Annotated in this window: 14 protein-coding genes and 2 pseudogenes; 6 read left to right on the top strand and 10 right to left on the bottom strand. The window is 55.2% G+C overall.

The features are described 5' to 3' along the window. Window positions 1-21 precede the first annotated feature (21 nt). Window positions 22-1,485, top strand: a complete 1,464-nt coding sequence (gene ansP / locus AC1M2H_RS14865) for an L-asparagine permease (RefSeq protein ID WP_480147910.1) — start codon at window positions 22-24, stop codon at window positions 1,483-1,485. A gap of 45 nt (window positions 1,486-1,530) precedes the next feature. On the opposite strand, the gene AC1M2H_RS14870 is transcribed toward ansP, so the two are convergent. Both AC1M2H_RS14870 and yncE read right to left on the bottom strand, forming a co-directional pair. After that, complete coding sequence (locus AC1M2H_RS14870; protein ID WP_041145366.1) at window positions 1,531-1,752, bottom strand: YgdI/YgdR family lipoprotein; 222 nt, start codon at window positions 1,750-1,752, stop codon at window positions 1,531-1,533. A gap of 140 nt (window positions 1,753-1,892) precedes the next feature. After that, complete coding sequence (yncE, locus tag AC1M2H_RS14875; RefSeq protein ID WP_480147911.1) at window positions 1,893-2,954, bottom strand: 7-bladed beta-propeller protein YncE; 1,062 nt, start codon at window positions 2,952-2,954, stop codon at window positions 1,893-1,895. Window positions 2,955-3,214: 260 nt separating this feature from the next. Here yncE and pqqU point away from each other — a divergent pair, with 260 nt between their 5' ends. Beyond that, a complete protein-coding gene (gene pqqU, locus AC1M2H_RS14880; protein WP_480147912.1) occupies window positions 3,215-5,326 on the top strand; it encodes a TonB-dependent receptor PqqU in 2,112 nt (703 codons plus the stop codon). Window positions 5,327-5,584: 258 nt separating this feature from the next. Continuing rightward, a complete protein-coding gene (gene rihA, locus AC1M2H_RS14885; protein WP_480147913.1) occupies window positions 5,585-6,520 on the top strand; it encodes a pyrimidine-specific ribonucleoside hydrolase RihA in 936 nt (311 codons plus the stop codon). Between the two features lie 440 nt (window positions 6,521-6,960). Here rihA and AC1M2H_RS14890 read toward each other — a convergent pair whose 3' ends face one another. The 3 genes from AC1M2H_RS14890 to AC1M2H_RS14900 all read right to left on the bottom strand — a co-directional run bounded on the left by AC1M2H_RS14890 (window position 6,961) and on the right by AC1M2H_RS14900 (window position 9,464). After that, the gene (locus AC1M2H_RS14890) at window positions 6,961-7,377 is read right to left on the bottom strand and encodes a VOC family protein (protein WP_480147914.1); all 417 of its coding nucleotides are present in this window, start codon (window positions 7,375-7,377) and stop codon (window positions 6,961-6,963) included. Window positions 7,378-7,403: 26 nt separating this feature from the next. Continuing rightward, window positions 7,404-8,435 (bottom strand): IS630 family transposase, encoded by a 1,032-nt coding sequence (locus AC1M2H_RS14895; protein ID WP_480151833.1) that lies wholly within the window; start codon window positions 8,433-8,435, stop codon window positions 7,404-7,406. A gap of 334 nt (window positions 8,436-8,769) precedes the next feature. Continuing rightward, window positions 8,770-9,464, bottom strand: a protein-coding gene (locus tag AC1M2H_RS14900) for an IS1 family transposase (RefSeq protein ID WP_480147915.1) whose coding sequence is annotated in 2 segments (ribosomal slippage) — window positions 8,770-9,218 and window positions 9,218-9,464 — 696 coding nt in all. Because the reading frame shifts where the segments join, the coding sequence is not laid out codon by codon here. Window positions 9,465-9,916: 452 nt separating this feature from the next. On the opposite strand from AC1M2H_RS14900, the pseudogene AC1M2H_RS14905 reads away from it, so the two are divergent. Beyond that, window positions 9,917-11,124: pseudogene (locus AC1M2H_RS14905) on the top strand (IS3 family transposase). Window positions 11,125-11,864: 740 nt separating this feature from the next. Here AC1M2H_RS14905 and AC1M2H_RS14910 read toward each other — a convergent pair. The 3 genes from AC1M2H_RS14910 to AC1M2H_RS14920 form a co-directional block, all read right to left on the bottom strand. Further along, window positions 11,865-12,263: a hypothetical protein gene (locus tag AC1M2H_RS14910; RefSeq protein WP_480147916.1), complete on the bottom strand. Its 399-nt coding sequence runs from the start codon at window positions 12,261-12,263 to the stop codon at window positions 11,865-11,867. A gap of 515 nt (window positions 12,264-12,778) precedes the next feature. Further along, window positions 12,779-13,816 (bottom strand): NADP-dependent oxidoreductase, encoded by a 1,038-nt coding sequence (locus AC1M2H_RS14915; protein WP_480147917.1) that lies wholly within the window; start codon window positions 13,814-13,816, stop codon window positions 12,779-12,781. Between the two features lie 64 nt (window positions 13,817-13,880). Beyond that, entirely contained in the window at window positions 13,881-14,456 is a 576-nt protein-coding gene (locus AC1M2H_RS14920; protein WP_480147918.1) for a helix-turn-helix domain-containing protein, read from the bottom strand. Between the two features lie 181 nt (window positions 14,457-14,637). On the opposite strand from AC1M2H_RS14920, the gene AC1M2H_RS14925 reads away from it, so the two are divergent. Beyond that, window positions 14,638-15,156: an N-acetyltransferase family protein gene (locus tag AC1M2H_RS14925; RefSeq protein ID WP_480147919.1), complete on the top strand. Its 519-nt coding sequence runs from the start codon at window positions 14,638-14,640 to the stop codon at window positions 15,154-15,156. Next, window positions 15,153-15,602, top strand: a complete 450-nt coding sequence (locus AC1M2H_RS14930; protein ID WP_480147920.1) for a DMT family transporter — start codon at window positions 15,153-15,155, stop codon at window positions 15,600-15,602. Before AC1M2H_RS14925 ends, AC1M2H_RS14930 begins: the two co-directional genes overlap by 4 nt. An 8-nt stretch (window positions 15,603-15,610) precedes the next feature. Here the strand turns inward: AC1M2H_RS14930 and AC1M2H_RS14935 are convergent, their stop codons facing one another. Both AC1M2H_RS14935 and AC1M2H_RS14940 read right to left on the bottom strand, forming a co-directional pair. Then, window positions 15,611-15,844 carry a YdcY family protein gene (locus AC1M2H_RS14935; protein WP_480147921.1) on the bottom strand — a complete coding sequence of 78 codons (234 nt, stop codon included), beginning with the start codon at window positions 15,842-15,844 and terminating at the stop codon, window positions 15,611-15,613. Between the two features lie 17 nt (window positions 15,845-15,861). Beyond that, a pseudogene (locus AC1M2H_RS14940) lies at window positions 15,862-17,462 on the bottom strand (ABC transporter substrate-binding protein). Window positions 17,463-17,493: the final 31 nt, after the last annotated feature.

Genomic DNA, 17,493 nt, shown 5'->3' on the forward strand with positions numbered 1-17,493 from the left:
GACAGGAAAATGGGTACATCAATGAATACAAAACACAACGCTGCGGCCGAACATCAGGCCGCAAAACGCCACTGGCTCAACTCGCAGGAGTCGGGTTACCACAAGGCGATGGGCAACCGTCAGGTGCAGATGATCGCCATCGGCGGCGCGATTGGCACCGGCCTGTTCCTCGGCGCCGGTGCGCGCCTGCAGATGGCGGGACCGGCGCTGGCCCTGGTTTATCTGGTCTGCGGCCTGTTCTCATTCTTTATTCTCCGCGCGCTGGGTGAACTGGTGCTGCACCGTCCCTCCAGCGGCAGCTTCGTCTCCTACGCCCGCGAATTCCTCGGTGAAAAAGCGGCCTACGTTGCCGGCTGGATGTACTTTATCAACTGGGCGATGACCGGTATCGTCGATATCACCGCCGTAGCGCTGTATATGCACTACTGGGGCGCGTTCGGCGACGTTCCGCAGTGGGTGTTCGCCCTCGGCGCGCTGGCGATCGTCGGCACCATGAATATGATCGGCGTGAAGTGGTTTGCCGAAATGGAGTTCTGGTTTGCCCTAATCAAAGTGCTGGCGATTGTCGCTTTCCTCGTGGTGGGGACCATTTTTCTCGGCAGCGGAAAACCGCTGGACGGCAACGCCACCGGCTTCCACCTGATCACCGATAACGGCGGCCTGTTCCCGCACGGCCTGATGCCAGCGCTGGTGCTGGTGCAGGGGGTGGTGTTCGCCTTTGCCTCTATCGAACTGGTCGGCACCGCCGCCGGAGAGTGTAAAGAGCCGCAGACCATGGTGCCGCGTGCGATCAACAGCGTGATCTGGCGTATCGGCCTGTTCTACGTCGGTTCCGTGGTGCTGCTGGTGCTGCTTCTGCCGTGGAACGCCTATCAGGCGGGACAAAGCCCGTTCGTCACCTTCTTCTCGAAGCTCGGCGTGCCGTACATTGGCAGCGTGATGAATATCGTGGTTTTAACCGCGGCGCTCTCCAGCCTCAACTCGGGCCTGTACTGCACCGGGCGCATTCTGCGTTCGATGTCGATGGGCGGCTCCGCGCCGCAGTTTATGTCGAAGATGAGCCGCCATCAGGTGCCCTACGCCGGGATTCTGGCGACGCTGGCGATCTACATCATCGGCGTATTCCTCAACTATCTGGTGCCGTCGCAGGTCTTTGAGATCGTGCTCAACGTGGCTTCGCTGGGGATTATTGCCTCATGGGGCTTTATCGTGGTGTGCCAGATGCGGCTGCGTAAAGCAATCAAGGAAGGTAAGGCGGCGGACGTGAGTTTCAAAATGCCGGGGGCGCCGTTCACCTCGTGGCTGACCCTGCTGTTCCTGCTCAGCGTGCTGGTGCTGATGGCCTTCGATTATCCGAACGGCACCTACACTATCGGTTCAATTCCGCTGATTGCGGTGCTGCTGGTCGCCGGCTGGTTTGGCGTTCGCCGTCGCGTTGCGGCTATTCATAGCACCGCGCCGGGCGCTCAGACGGCGCAAAAATAGCGCTGCTGCGGTTTGGCCGAAGCCGGTCAAACCGCACTTTGCAACTTAGTTATCTTTAACCAGCTGCGAAACGTCACTGCTGTTAATTTGACGCTGGTTGCCCGATTCATCGGTATAGCTGGTCATGCCGGTGTCTTTATCCAGCTGCGGCTTGCCGTGGGTCACAATGGTCTGCCCGCTTTTCGTTGTCATCACATAGTTCGAAGTACAGCCCGCCAGTAAAGCCAGCATCGCGCCGGCGCACAGAACCATAAATGGCTTATTCATACATCCTCCAGAGTGTTTATCACCGCCAACGTCAGGCGGAAAGCGTTGATTGTAAAGCCATTACATTAATGAGGCCAATAGACGTTTGTAACAGAGGGTGATTCAGGCGAGCAGGAGGGGTCTCCCCCTCCTGTAAATCTTTACAGCGCGATACGGATAACGTCATCAGGCTGGGTGGCTTCTTTCTGACGGGTTGATTCCTGCTTCACGCTGACGTACAGCGTTTTACCGTCGGCGGAGAGCGCCAGGCTGTTAGGATAAGTTGGCGTTTTGATGGTTTTAACAACCTTGTAGGTTTTACCATCGATCACGCTGACTTCACCGGCCTTACGATGCGTCACGTAGGCTTCATTACGCGTTGGGTTGAACAGTACCGCCAGCGATTCCGGCGCGGCGATTTTCTCCAGCACCTTGCCGTCGCGTAGATCGACAACCAGCACTTCCGGCTGTTTGCTGTCGGTAATGAAGGCGCGATGGCCTGCGGCGTCGAGGCTCAGGTTCAGGTAGAAGTGCTCTTTACCATCATCCTGCAGCTTTTTACGGCTCAAAATTTTATTGCTGTCGCTGTCGATGGTCAGCAGTTCGCCGTCGGCGTTGGTGGTGTAGATGCGCTTCGCGTCGGCGTCAACCGCCAGCCCGGTGGCCATAGGGCCGGTGTTGGCAATGGTATCTTTCAGGGTCAGCTTGTCGCCATCAATCACCCAGATAACGCTCTCTTTACCCAGCCCGGTAATATAAACGGTGTTGGTCTTCTCATTCACCGCCAGCTCGCGCGGCGCCAGCGGGCGCACGGTTTCGCTGCGCTTGCGGGAGTCAAGCACCAGACGACCTTTTACGGCGCCGGTTTTGGCATCAATCGCGGTGACGGTGCTGTCGGTGGTGTTGCCAAACCACAGCGTCTGGGTGACGTTGTTGATCGTCGCGCCGAACGGCTTGAGGTCGTTATGGATAACCTGAGTCACCTCCAGCGTCGTCGGGTCGAGGCGATAGACGATCCCGCCTTTATCCAGCGAACGACTTTGCGAAGTCGCGACCCATAGGGCATTTTCCTGCTGGCTATAAGCCATCTCGTATGCGCCCTTTCCAACCGCCTTGCGCAGCATTTCTTCCGCCGCGTGGGCGCTGAAGCTCCCCGCCAGCAGCAGTGAAGTTAACAACAGTGAACGGCGCAGACGCGGCGTGGACAGATGACGTAATGACATGACGACTCCCTTTGATAAAACAAATATGTGCCTGCTCGACAGTGCTTCCGCAGCATAAAGTCATAGCTTTACGTTATTTTGTAAATACGAATAGTAATCATTATTTAACGCAAAGTGGAGCGTTAATTGCGCTCACGGACGAAAAAAATAGCCGATACATGGCGTTATTTAACTAAACCTCCGTTAATAATTTTCAAAAAATTACAAAAGAGTTAACATATGGAGATATATTCCGTTTGCTTTGTTTTGCGAGTATTTTCATGAAAATCCTTTCCGTGCGCAGGGTTGCGCTTCCCGCCCTCTTCCTGCCGCTGGCCGCGATGGCTCAGTCCGGCCCTCAGGGCGAGCAGACGATGGTCGTTACCGCCGCCCCAACCACGGTATCCGAACTCGATACCCCCGCGGCCGTTAGCGTGGTCAACGGCGACGACATGCGCCAGGCCGCGCCGCGGGTCAACCTTTCCGAGTCCCTGGGCGCCGTGCCCGGCCTGCAGGTACAAAACCGCCAGAACTACGCCCAGGACCTGCAGCTCTCTATTCGCGGCTTTGGCTCTCGCTCCACTTACGGAGTACGCGGGCTGCGTATTTACGTTGACGGCATTCCGGCCACCATGCCCGACGGCCAGGGGCAGACCTCAAATATCGATATCGGCAGCGTCGAGAGTATCGACGTCCTGCGCGGACCGTTCTCCGCGCTGTACGGCAACTCCTCCGGCGGGGTGATTAACGTTACCAGCCAGAGCGGCAGCCAGCCGCCGACCATCGAAGCCAGCAGCTATTACGGCAGCTTCGGCACCTGGCACTACGGCCTGAAGGCCACCGGCGCCGTCGGCGACGGCACCCACGCCGGGGACGTCGATTACACCGTCTCGACCAACCGTTTCACCACCCACGGCTATCGCGACCACAGCGGGGCGCGAAAAAATCTCGCCAACGCTAAGCTCGGCGCGCGCATCAACGACGTCAGTAAGCTGACGCTGCTGTTCAACAGCGTGGATATCAAAGCCAACGATGCCGGCGGCCTGAGCTACGACGAGTGGCAAAATAACCCCCGCCAGTCGCCGCGCGGCGATCAGTACAACACCCGCAAATCGACCAAACAGACCCAGGCGGGTTTACGCTATGAGCGTCAGCTGAGCGAGCGCGACGACCTGAGCGTGATGATGTACGCCGGCGAGCGAGAAACCACGCAGTATCAGTCGATCCCGCGCGCGCCGCAGCTCAACCCGAGCCACGCCGGCGGCGTGATTGACCTCACCCGCCACTATCAGGGCATCGATACCCGCTGGACCCACCGCGGCGAGCTGCTGGTGCCGGTAACCTTCACCACCGGGCTTGATTACGAGACCATGAGCGAGCGCCGCAAAGGGTTCGAAAACTTCGTCATGCTCAACCGCGCGCCACAGTACGGCGAAGAGGGCAACCTGCGGCGTAACGAACGCAACCTGATGTGGAATATCGATCCTTACCTGCAAACCCAGTGGCAGCTGACGGAGAAACTGACTCTCGATGCCGGGGTGCGCTACAGCTCGGTGTGGTTCGACTCCAACGACTATTACGTTACCCCGGGCAACGGGGACGACAGCGGCGACGCCAGCTACCACAAATGGCTGCCGGCCGGCTCGCTGAAGTATGCGGTTACCGATGCGTGGAACCTCTATGTCTCCGCCGGCCGCGGCTTTGAAACGCCGACTATTAACGAGCTCTCCTACCGTTCAGGCGACCAGAGCGGCCTCAATTTCGGCCTGCAGCCCTCGACCAATGAAACGGTTGAAATTGGCAGCAAAACGCGAGTCGGTAACGGCCTGTTTACCGCCGCGCTGTTCCAGACCAATACCGACAACGAGATTGTGGTTGATGCCAGCAGCGGCGGACGCACCAGCTATAAAAACGCCGGCAAAACCCGCCGTCAGGGGATGGAGCTGGGACTGGATCAGCAGTTCGCTGAGAACTGGCGCCTGAAAGCGGCCTGGACCTGGCTGGACGCCACCTATCGGACCAACGTCTGCGACGACGCCAGCTGTAACGGCAACCGCATCCCGGGGATTGCCCGCAATATGGGCTACGCCTCGTTTGGCTATCAGCCGGATCGCGGCTGGTACGCGGGCAGCGATATCCGCTACATGAGCAACATTATGGCTAACGATGAGAACACCGCTAAGGCGCCGTCGTGGACCGTCGTTGGGCTCACCAGCGGCTATAAGTGGAGCTACGGCAACATGGATATGGACGTTTTCGGCCGTATCGACAACCTGTTTGACCGCAGCTACGCGGGCTCGGTGATCGTCAATGAGTCCAACGGCCGCTACTACGAGCCGGCGCCCGGCCGTAACTACGGCGTTGGCCTCAACCTCGCATGGCGATTTGAGTAACACGCCGCCACCGTCGCCCGGGGATAACGCCGGGCGGCGGCGTTAACGCGCCCGTTACGGCGACAGTCTCGCTGTCTTTCGTCGCCCCTGCAGGCATGGACCGAACGGCAAGCCGACATACGCCAGCCCGTAGTCGGAGATTCTTCTTCCCCCGCCATCATAATGCGGCGTGCATCACGCTTTGTTTTATCCTCCCTCGTCTGTTGTGCTCCCTGGCGTTACCCTTATCACAAATATCGCCCATAAAAAGGAGCCGCTATGGCACTGCCAATCATCCTTGATTGCGACCCGGGTCATGATGACGCCATCGCTATCGTTCTCGCCCTCGCCTCACCCGAGATTGACGTCAAAGCCATCACCTCCTCCGCCGGCAACCAGACGCCGGAGAAAACCCTACGTAACGTGCTGCGTATGCTGACGCTGCTGCAACGCCAGGATATTCCGGTGGCCGGCGGAGCGCGTAAACCGCTGATGCGGGAGCTGATCATTGCTGACAACGTTCACGGCGAAAGCGGGCTCGACGGCCCGGCGCTGCCGGAGCCTGATTTTGCCCCGCGGAACTGTACCGCCATAGAGCTGATGGCCAAAACGCTGCGCGAAAGCCCGCAGCCGGTGACGATTGTCGCCACCGGCCCGCAAACCAACGTTGCCCTGCTGCTGAATAGCCATCCGGAACTGCATAATAAGATCGCGCGCATCGTGATGATGGGCGGCGCGATGGTGCTCGGCAACTGGCAGCCCGCCGCCGAGTTTAATATCTACGTCGACCCGGAAGCGGCGGAGATCGTCTTCCAGTCGGGTATTCCGGTGGTGATGGCCGGGCTGGACGTCACCCATAAGGCGCAGATTCATGGCCTGGATATCGAACGTTTCCGCCAGGTTGGCAACCCGGTAGCCACCATTGTTGCCGAGCTGCTCGACTTCTTTATGGAGTATCACAAGGATGCCAAATGGGGATTCACCGGCGCCCCGCTGCACGATCCCTGCACCATCGCCTGGCTGCTGAAGCCACAACTGTTTACCAGCGTTGAGCGCTGGGTCGGCGTGGAAACCCAGGGGAAATACACCCAGGGCATGACGGTGGTCGATTATTACTTCCTGACCGGCAAGCAGCCGAACACCACGGTGTTGCTGGATGTCGACCGGGAGGGTTTTGTCGACCTGTTAGCCGAGCGGCTGGCGTTTTATGGCTGAATCAGGGTTCTGCAAGACGTTAATAATTGCGATACTGCCTTCTGGATAAAGACGAGCCGACCGGAAACGTCGGCAGTTTGCAGAGTATCAGGCGACGAGTTTGTCTGTCGTTCGTCAATGACTCTGCCTTTGGTCTGCCCGGTTGGATCTATCAGAGCGTTAAATTCAATATCGTGACCGACAAAAAGCGTTTACACGGGAAAGGTATACAAGGATAACGGCTCCGAAGAGCCGTTATGACAACCCCCACATCCAAACCGACCTCTAAAATAACAAAACCCACCTTAAGGTGGGTTTCGCCAGAAAATATTTGTGGTATTCAAAAATACTTTCATCGGACTTATTACTTATACTCAATAAACTTCAAAGTGCAGATTGTTTCAGGGAGCCACATTAAGTCCTGCAGATGAAAATATTTATTTTTGACTTTATTGAGTATTTTAACCTTGGTCTTTATTATCAGCAGCCATTAACTCCAGCAGATTTCCATCAGGATCCCGAAAGAAAACAGATTGTGATGGCTGACCTGAACTCGTTTCACGGGGCACCGGGCCATGGATTATTTCGATATCGTTTTTCTCAAGTAGCTCTAACACGCTGAGAATTGTCCCTCCCCACCGGAAGCATAAATCAGCACTCCCTGGCATTGGCCTTTTAGCTACAAGTTCCACGCCATTCTCAACCTGATGTAAACTCAGGACAATATCACCCAGCGATACCTGCCTTACAAGCAGTTTCCCAAAGGGGGCGTACTCTGCATGAATTTTTGCACCAAACAATTTATCGTAAAAACAGTAAGATACTTCAAGGTCGGCAACAGTTATTGCAACATGATCAATGAGAGTTATTTTGTTCACAGGTGAACACCTTACGCTATACGTCGTTATGTCTCTGACACGGAACTGAGCACCTGAAAATTGTCGTTGATACGACAGCCCAGTTTCTGCCCCAGTTCCGGCAGGGTTCGTTCAAAAAATCCTCTTATCGCGTCCCTGAAGGCTTTCGCTGACGCAAAATACCGGTTATTCCGCACATGCTCATTCATCACCTTCCACAACCGTTCTGTCGGGTTCAGGTTCGGGCTGTACGGCGGCAGATAATGCAGTTCAATATTCATCACGAAGGCCCAGTCCTTAACCAGCGATGCCCGGTGATAAGGCGCACCGTCCAGTATCAGATGCACTTTCTGCGACACCGGATAAGTCTGGCGAACTGCAATAAAAAAACGGCAGATAGCATCCGCATTAATCTGCGGATAATCACGGGTCACCGTCCGGGCCAGGTCGTTCACGCTGAGGGCGCTGATGATGTTCAGGCGGGTCCGGCTCCCGGTGGTTTTCACCGCTTTCAGTTCCCCCTTTCTTATCCAGCCACAGCTCAGCTTCGTTGACTGCGTCGGATGTACCGCATCCATAAACAGAATGGGTTCGCTGTCACCGGCAGCCTGCTTCAGCGCTTCATAATGCGTCATGAACTGCTGCTGTTGTGCCGGGCAGAACTTATGGGGAATACCTGACGGTTTTTTCCAGGTGAACCCGTTGCGGTGAAGCCACTTATTCATACCCGGAATGCTGTAGCGCACACCGAAGCGGTCACGGACAAGCGACACGATACTGGCCGTCGTGATGTGAACAGTGTCAGTCAGAAGCTGACGAAGTTCGGCAGACTCCCCGGGAGTCAGATGCTCCTGCGAACCGCCGTTATCAGAGGTGAGCTTACCGTCGCTGAGATAATCCGATAGATGACGCAGAACCGTGGTCTCATGAATGAGCTGAGACTGCGCAATCATGGCAGGAGACCAGCCCTGAGCAGAAAGCAGCACGCAGCGTATCCGGTCGCAGACACGGCGGTCACGACTCTGCCGGTGCTGAGCCTCAAGGGCGGCAATCTGTGCGGAGGTCAGTTTTACGTTCATGGCCTGAGCATGATCCTCAGCACCGACGAAATCAAGCAGTTTCAATGATCACGGGTATATATACTTTGCTCTCCCTGCCTCATTATATATTTCAATAGCCGATACCATACGATGATTTCCTTCTGACACAGAATACATCCCTTTGAATCTTTAAATCCGGCAATGATAAATTCATTTTTATCAAATCTGAATGATTCATCTTTCATTAATTTTTTGTAATAATCAACCCTCTCTGGCATCCCTAAGCCATTTTATGTGTGTTTTTATGTACGCAGGCACATCTTTCTGTGAAAGAATGCCGACTTCAGTAAGATATTTTCGGTAATGCATCCAATTAGTAGAACATGTATTTCTCGATGAATGCGCCGATGACTTTTTCGTGCAATTCGATGGAACGTGAAAAACATATTGTTTTGCGTGCCAGCCGCTTGATACGGGTTCGCAGCGTCAGATTGTTTCGCTCAATGCGCTGTGTGAAAATTTTACCAGTCAGATGTATCTCCTTCGGCACCTCTCTGGCGTAGCTTCCCCAATCGTCGCTCGTTATCATGCCAATGCTGAAGGGGGTCAATAACGCCAGCAGCGCCTGACATGTCTCATCATTACGGGGGCCGAACGTATAAGCCAGAACGCCCCCTGTTTTGGTGTTGTAGGCATACCAGAGCCAGTGCTGCCGGGCTTTACTGCCGACAAAGCCCCATTGCTCATCGAGTTCACAGATAAGAGCCACATCTGCATGGGCAACCGGAGAGGATGTTATTCGCTTCGGCGCGAGTTTTTTAAAGTGCGGATGACGGTGTTAATGCCGATTTTTAGCGTTCTTGCCGTATCCCGGACACCGGCACCGTTGAAGGCCATTTCGGTAATTTTCTCTTTGACACCCGGCTTACGGGCTTCATAGGTATAGGTGAGTAAAAACACGCGGTGGCAGTCACGACAGCGAAATCTGTCACGGCCTTTAGGGTTCTGACCATGGCGATAAACCTGAGCAGACTGACAACGGGGACAATGAACGTTAACGCTGGCCATGAGAAAACCTCAAAAGCGGGCATTATACATCATTCAACTAATTAGAGGCATCACCATATTTTCCAATAGCAGGAGCGACATACTTACCCCCGCACCCCATCTGCTGTTACTGTCCGGTGATACCAAACCCAATCTGAATCCCCAGCTCTCTGTCGCCAGCAGCGTCAGATTTTCCGGCCAGCATTTCCTTACGCACACCGGTTTCACAACCGCTGCTTCCTTTACAGTCAGTTTTTTCGCCATTCTGGCGGGCTCATCATGCATCAGAAAATTATACCTCAGCACATTTTCTGCAGATGCTGCAACTGGCGCACTTGCTCATTCAGCGGAGTATCGGGGCTCGTTGGCTCGCCGTTGCACGTGATGTAGCCCCCTGAAACACCGGACAGTAGCTGTATCTCCAGATAAGAGATAGGCTTAAATATATGTCTAACAACCATGTTAATTTTGAGATGACCGGGATCCTGTTAGGGCAAGAAGCCCGTAAGCGTAAGACTCCGCAAGAGAAAATTGCCATCATCCAGCAAACAATGGAGCCGGGTATGAATGTCTCCCACGTTGCTCGTCTGCACGGTATTCAGCCCAGTCTGCTGTTTAAATGGAAGAAGCAATATCAGGAAGGTAGCCTCACCGCCGTTGCGGCCGGAGAGGAAGTGGTTCCGGCTTCGGAGCTGGCGACTGCACTCAAACAGGTCCGGGAACTACAGCGTCTCCTGGGTAAGAAGACGATGGAAGTTGAGATCCTCAAAGAAGCGGTGGAGTACGGCCAGTCGCGAAAATGGATAGCGCACGCGCCCTTGTTGCCAAAGGACGGGGAATAGCTCTGGTTAGTCGCACCATGAGCGTGTCGCGTGCGCAGTTATCACTGCGGGTGAGCCGCTCTGCCGACTGGCAGGACAGGCGCAGCAACCGGCGTAATGACGAAGCTGATGCAGAGATACTGTCGGAGATCCTCGGCATCATCAGCGACATGCCCAGCTACGGTTACCGGCGGGTGTGGGGTATCCTGCGTAAGCAACGCCGTGTAGAGGGACTTCCACCGGTGAACGCCAAACGGCTTTACAGGATAATGAGCGAACATAATCTGCTGTTGTTGCGTGATAAACCAGAGCGTCCGAAGCGGGAGCATAAAGGCAAAATCGCGGTAGCGGAAAGCGATATGCGCTGGTGTTCAGACGGCTTCGAGTTCGGTTGTGACAACGGCGAGAAGCTTCGGGTGACGTTCGCACTGGACTGTTGCGACCGGGAGGCCATAGACTGGGCAGCGAGCACGGGAGGCTACGACAGTTCAACGGTACAGGATGTGATGCTGAGGTCAGTGGAAAGGCGCTTCGGTAGCACGCTGCCGGGTAAACCAGTGCAGTGGCTGACAGATAACGGTTCAGCGTACACCGCGCATGAAACGAAGAAGTTCGCGCGAGAACTGAATCTGGAGCCGTGTACAACAGCGGTGAGCAGCCCACAAAGTAACGGCATGGCCGAACGGTTCGTGAAAACGATGAAGGAAGATTACATCGCGTTCATGCCAAAACCAGATGTGGGAACAGCGCTACAGAACCTTGCAGCGGCGTTCAATCACTAGAATGAAAATCACCCGCACAGTGCGCTGGGATATCACTCTCCGAGAGAGTACCGGCGGCAGCGGGCATCGTTAACTTAAGATACAAAAGCTGTCCGGAGATGGCGGGTCAAGATCAGCTCGCCGTTGCACGATCCCTGCATCATCACCTGGCCGTTGAAGCCGTAGCTGTCTACCAGCGTTGAGTAATCGATATTCTTTTTGAGAAAAGAGAATGGGTACAAGGAAATATTGGAGTTATTCAAACATCTGGGGGCATACAGACGGCAGTGTTTGTTTTTACGTCAAATCCCCGTCTGGAAAAAATCACCTTTTCACAGGCGATACACCATCTATATGAAAAATGGGGTCTGGGAGTCACATATAAACAGCTCAGATGGCGGTTCCCGGGCTGCACTGGTTAACAGTCTGGAACCCCTTAAGGCTCTGGCTCCGGCCATGGTGATTTCAAGTGTGTCGGTGGGTTCGAAGACGTTCAGAGAAATCAGGGCTCAGGAATGGCGAACTACCGTGGATGAAGCCATCAGATAACATCGTTAAATTTCAATATAAACAATTAATTAAATCCTTAGCGTACGTTTTCACTCCATTGGCCCTCAAACCCCTGTACCAGCGTATGGCCCACAGGATAATGTCACGCTGAAAATCCCAGCCTTTGAATGGGTTCATGTAATGCTCCGTCAGTAAAAGGAGATGATAACTCCAGATTTTTGCAACAGTGTCTCTGGTACAGCCTTTCTGTTAAATAATGCATTTTATCTATCTCCTCAGACATGTGTCATTTTTTACCCCCCCGCCCTCAACAGCAGATAAAATTAATATTAGTTATCAAACAGATCATGCCAATTAAAGCCTTTCCCGCTCCTCGTCTCATAATATTTATCTACATCAATTGATATCCATTGTCCGTTATCCTCCACACTCAACTCTTTTACAAGGATACTTTTTTTACCAGTTAGATTTTCTTTTTCTAATACACCTTTCAACTTTACATGATGGAATAATCGCGTATTTCCTCCACCATACAAGCTGACATTAGCTTCCAGATTATCAGACAGATTTTTATTTTTAACAGCAATGGAAGGACTCTTAGTATAATCCTCACCATAATCCAATCCAATAATATAAAGATCACCATCATCCTGATAAACAATGTAACCCTCAAATGTTATTTCTTGCTCATCAAGCGGAAAAAGAGTTAATTCATCTATATTTTTCATTTCAATGCCCCATTAAAACTCATCGCTTTTTCAAGAATACCTGCACGTATACCAGTCACACCATTAAAAGGATCTCTAATTATTTAACATCCCATGTTATCAATTTTTTTACAGGCGTCAACAATGATAAAACAGCGAGCGACCCCATAAATCCCCTGGATAATCTGACGCAGGAAGAGTATCGACCGATGGCTGAAAACCCGGAAGTCTCAAAAAACGAGTGGAACAAAAACAGGTATGCTTACAATAAGTCTCTCGGCCACATGCCATCATGATACCTCCGGGAGAAATGCATGGTCAGGAAACTTTTAAACCATTTCCCAACTTCCTGGCCATCAAGGAATTTCATTGATCACGGGCATACATAGAATTGAAATGCTTATCTATGCAACAATTAGGTATTACTCTATCAATATTGAAATCAATAGTTTTTGAGAGGTAAAAAAGGGAGTTAACGAAGGGATGCGCCTTGCAGATCGTCGCCCCGGCGCCTGGCGCCGCCGGGGCATCATATATTACTCGTCGGGTGAAACGCGGACCACGACTTTACCGAAGTTCTCGCCCTTCAGCAGGCCGATCAGCGCGCGCGGAGCGCTCTCCAGGCCGTCGATTTGCTGCTCGCGGTACTTGATTTTGCCTTCCTGCACCCAGCGCCCCATCTCCTGCTGGAACTCGGCAATACGGTGGCCGTAATCCTGGCCGATGATAAAACCCTGCATCCGAATGCGTTTTTTCAACAGCGTGCCCATCAGCAGCGGCAGACGGTCCGGCCCGTCGGGCAGCGCGGTCGCGTTGTAGCCGCTGACAAGGCCACATACCGGCACCCGCGCCGAGGTATTCAGCTGCGGCAGCACCGCATCGAACACCTTGCCGCCGACGTTTTCATAATAAACGTCAATGCCCTGCGGGCAGGCCTGCGCCAGCTGTTCGGCAAAAACAGGCGCCCGATGGTCGAGGCAGACGTCAAAGCCCAGCGTCTCGACCGCATAGCGACACTTCTCGCTGCCGCCGGCAATCCCGACGGTGCGGCAGCCTTTGAGCTTAGCAATCTGCCCTACCGTTGCGCCCACCGGCCCGGTGGCGGCGGCGACCACCAGCGTCTCGCCGGCCTTCGGCTGGCCAATATCCAGCAGCCCCATATAGGCGGTAAAACCGGGCATGCCCAGCAGACCGAGCGCCCAGGAGGGATGCTCCGGCTGCGCGCCCAGCTTCACCAGTCCGCTGCCGTCAGACAGCTCGTGATCCTGCCAGCCGCCGTAGCCCAGCACCCACTCTCCGGGGGTAAAGTCGGCATGGTTTGAGGCAACAACCCGGCTCACCGTGCCGCCCACCATCACCTCGCCGATAGCAACCGGCGGCGAGTAGGACGGCGCGTCGCTCATGCGGCCGCGCATATAGGGATCTAAAGAGAGAAACACGGTACGTAGCAGCACCCGCCCCGGACCCGGAGACGGCACATCGCCCTCTTCCAGGCGGAAATTGTCTCCGGTCGGCTCGCCGTGTGGACGAGAAGCCAGCACCCAGCGGCGGTGACGTTGCGAATTAAAAGCCATAGCAAACTCCTCTTTTAAAGACCTGTACTGAGGCTAGCCGCAATTACCGCCGCCTGCATTGGCATTATGAGGCAGATTGATTCAGCCTGACGACCAGATAGATGCACGAAGAGGAAGACTCATTGATAAACCGACAGTCGTTAGGCGGCCCCAGCTCCAGGCAGTCTCCCGCCCGCATTTCATGACGCGCGGCGCCTTCAACAAAGACCAGCTCGCCCTGCTGCAGCCAAATCAGCTGGCGCGCCAGCGCATAGGAGGACGCGGGCATCGGGACGTCGCTGCCGGCGGGCAGCTCCACCTGCACCAGATCGATGGGCAGGTCGCTACGCGGGGAGACGTGGCGGCGCAGGTAGTGGCTCTGCGGATCGCGCCACACCGGCTGGCTGGCAAAGCGCAGCAGCTTACCTTCCTGCACCTCCGCCCGGGCGATCAGCGTCGACATACTGATGCCAAATGCGCCGGAGAGACGCCCGAGCATCGAAGCCGTCGGGCTGCTCTCACCGCGTTCGATTTTGTGGATCATCGCCCGCGACGCGCCGGCGCGTTCCGCCAGCTCGCTCAGGGACCAGCCTCGGGACTCCCGCTCGATGCGAATGCGCGCGCTGATGCGCTGATTGATATTGTCTTCGATAGTATTCATAGCGTAGTACTATAGTGTATAGAAAGCGGCGTAACAAGGCGGCGCTGGTTCCCCTTTTTCCGCCCACAAGCGCGCGGGATGGCGTACCAGCGTAAAAATTATGCCTAAAACAGGTGACAGCGCCGCGTACATTATTGTAATAATATCGTACTACTATAGTGTACAAAACCTGAGGTTTACTATGACCATCCGCTATGCCTGTAAAGAGGATTGTGCGGCGATTGCCGGGATCTACAACCATGCGGTGCTGCACACCGCCGCTATCTGGAATGATAAAACCGTCGACACCGATAACCGCATTGCCTGGTTTGAAGCCCGCCAGCTGGCCGGTTTCCCGGTGCTGGTAAGCGAAGAGGACGACGTGGTGACCGGCTACGCATCGTTTGGCGACTGGCGCGCGTTCGACGGCTTTCGCCATACCGTCGAGCATTCGGTCTACGTACACCCGGATCATCAGGGAAAAGGGCTTGGCCGCACCCTGCTCGTGGCGCTGATTAAAGAGGCCCGTCGTCTGAAGAAACACGTGATGGTCGCCGGCATTGAGGCGCAGAACCACGCTTCGCTGCATCTCCATGAAACCCTCGGTTTTGTGACCACCGGCCAGATGCCGCAGGTCGGCACCAAATTCGGCCGCTGGCTGGATCTGACCTTTATGCAGCTCCAGCTCGACGATCGCCGCGAACCGGATCCCGAGGCATGAACCAGTCGCTGACGCTAGCCTGCCTTATCGCCGCCGGAATCGGGCTGGTAGTGCAGAATACGCTGATGGTGCGCATTACCCAGTCCGCCTCCACCATCCTGATTGCGATGCTGCTTAATTCGCTGGTCGGGATCGTTATTTTCGTTACTATTTTGCTTCTGCGCCACGGCGCGGCGGGCGTTCATGAGCTGGCGGTGAGCGTGAAGTGGTGGACGCTGATTCCGGGCCTGCTGGGGTCATTTTTTGTCTTTGTCAGCATCAGCGGCTATCAGAACGTCGGCGCGGCAACCACCATTGCGGTGCTCATTGCCAGTCAGCTGGTCGGCGGCCTGATCATCGATTTAGTGCGCGCCCACGGCGCGCCGTTTCGCGCGCTGGTGGGGCCGTTTTGCGGAGCGGTCATGCTGGTAATTGGCGCCTGGCTGGTTGCCAGACGCCAGTTCTGACGCGGATATCAGAGGATAGAGCCGCCTTTGGTCAACTGCTCACGCCGCCCTTCCAGCTCTTCCTGGTGCTGGCGTCCGTGATGGGCAATCGCGGTGCGTAGACGCTGCTGCTGGGTATAGCGATCGTCGCGGTCGAGCTCAGCGTCATCGCTAAGCTCGATCAGCAGCTCGTTCATATGGGTAATCACCCCTTCGGCAATCGCCGCGTCCACGCGGGCGATAACCTCATCCAGATGTGCCATCCTGCCCTCCTTTCGGCTTAATTTAGTTTTACCTTCGAAAAGTCGCTGCCCATCAGGCTCACGCTATAGCCGCTGACGTTGCTGCGCGTGGCGTAGAAGGTTTTCCCCGTCGCCAGGGCAATCCACGGCGCCTGCTGATAAAAAATCTCCTGCGCCTGGCCGTACAGCTTCGCCCGCGCCTGCGGATCGCTGACCAGCAGCGCCTTTTTCACCAGCGCGTCGTAGGACTTGTCGCACCAGCGGGCGACGTTGGAGCCGGTTTGGATGTTATCACAGCTCAAAAGCGTGCCGGCAAAGTTGTCCGGATCGCCGTTATCCGACATCCAGCCGAACAGGGCGCTATCGTGTTCGCCTTTGCGCATACCGGCGAGATATTCACCCCACTCGTAGGTGACGATTTTGGCCTTAATGCCAACTTTGCTCCAGTCGCTCTGAATCATCTCCGCGATGCGGCGGGAGTTCGGGTTATACGGCCGCTGCACCGGCATCGACCACAGGGTAACCTCTGCGCCGTTTTCCAGCCCGGCCTGCTTGAGCAGCGCTCTGGCCTTCGGCGGATCGTAGTCGTAGTCAGGGAGATCTTTCTTATAGCCGAGCATGTTAGCCGGCAGCGGCGATTTCGCCACGGAGCCGGAGTCGAGGAACACCGCTTTAACGATCGCCTGCTTGTCGGTCGCGTAGTTCAGCGCCTGACGCACCAGCAGGTTATCGAACGGTTTTTTCTCGGTGTTAAACGCCAGATAGCCGACGTTCAGCGCTTCAACCGAGTGCAGAGCCAGATCCTTATTGCCTTTGATCACCGGGAATTGCACCGGCGACGGCGCCGGAATAATCTGGCACTCATTGGTTTGCAGCTTCGCCAGCCGCGTCTCAACGTTTGGCGTGATTGAGAAAATCAGATGCTTTGTCGGCACCTCGCCTTCCCAATAGTGCGGGTTGGCGATGTAGCGGATCTGTGAATCCACCTTATACTGCTGCAGCGCGTACGGGCCAGTACCGATAGGCCAGGTATCGACATACTCCGGGGTGCTTTTTTTTGCATCGCGTCGCCATATTCCGCGGAGAGAATTGAGGCGAAATCCATCCCCCAGTCGGCGAGGAACGCCGCATTGGGCTCCGTCAGCACGAACTGGACGTGATAATCGTCGATCTTTTTCACCTCTTTGATCAGCTTATCCAGCCCGACGTCGTGGAAGTATTCGTAGCTGCCCTGCGAGACGTTATGGTACGGATGTTTTGCATCCTGCTGGCGCAGCACCGAAAAGAGCACGTCGTCGGCGTTGAAATCGCGGGTCGGCTTGAAGTATTTGTTGCTGTTGAACTGCACGCCTTTGCGCAGGGTGAAAGTCCAGGTTTTGCCGTCCGGGGAGACGCTCCAGTCGGTGGCCAGCGAAGGAACCGGCGTATTTTTCTGCGGGTCGAACGTAATCAGGCGGTTGTAGAGTACCTGGGAGCTGGCCACAAACGAGGGGCCGGAGCTGGCAATCTGCGGATTGAAGGATTCCGGCGAGGCTTCAGAGCAGTAGACCAGCGTATCGTTACCGGCCGCCGAGGCCGCAGCGGCCGGCAGCAGCAGCGCGCTCAGCGCCAGAGCAAGACGTGTTTTCCCTGTAGACATGGTTATAAACCTTATAAATTTGTTATATGCC

Source organism: Klebsiella sp. F11, assembly GCF_056712265.1.

Excerpts from the sequence above, each read along its gene's own strand:
- AC1M2H_RS14895 (WP_480151833.1), bottom strand. The coding sequence starts at position 8,435 with ATGAACGTAAAACTGACCTCCGCACAGATTGCCGCCCTTGAGGCTCAG.
- AC1M2H_RS14920 (WP_480147918.1), bottom strand. The coding sequence starts at position 14,456 with ATGAATACTATCGAAGACAATATCAATCAGCGCATCAGCGCGCGCATT.
- AC1M2H_RS14910 (WP_480147916.1), bottom strand. The coding sequence starts at position 12,263 with ATGAAAAATATAGATGAATTAACTCTTTTTCCGCTTGATGAGCAAGAA.
- AC1M2H_RS14915 (WP_480147917.1), bottom strand. The coding sequence starts at position 13,816 with ATGGCTTTTAATTCGCAACGTCACCGCCGCTGGGTGCTGGCTTCTCGT.
- rihA (WP_480147913.1), top strand. The coding sequence starts at position 5,585 with ATGGCACTGCCAATCATCCTTGATTGCGACCCGGGTCATGATGACGCC.
- AC1M2H_RS14935 (WP_480147921.1), bottom strand. The coding sequence starts at position 15,844 with ATGGCACATCTGGATGAGGTTATCGCCCGCGTGGACGCGGCGATTGCC.
- ansP (WP_480147910.1), top strand. The coding sequence starts at position 22 with ATGAATACAAAACACAACGCTGCGGCCGAACATCAGGCCGCAAAACGC.
- yncE (WP_480147911.1), bottom strand. The coding sequence starts at position 2,954 with ATGTCATTACGTCATCTGTCCACGCCGCGTCTGCGCCGTTCACTGTTG.
- AC1M2H_RS14870 (WP_041145366.1), bottom strand. The coding sequence starts at position 1,752 with ATGAATAAGCCATTTATGGTTCTGTGCGCCGGCGCGATGCTGGCTTTA.
- AC1M2H_RS14930 (WP_480147920.1), top strand. The coding sequence starts at position 15,153 with ATGAACCAGTCGCTGACGCTAGCCTGCCTTATCGCCGCCGGAATCGGG.
- AC1M2H_RS14925 (WP_480147919.1), top strand. The coding sequence starts at position 14,638 with ATGACCATCCGCTATGCCTGTAAAGAGGATTGTGCGGCGATTGCCGGG.
- pqqU (WP_480147912.1), top strand. The coding sequence starts at position 3,215 with ATGAAAATCCTTTCCGTGCGCAGGGTTGCGCTTCCCGCCCTCTTCCTG.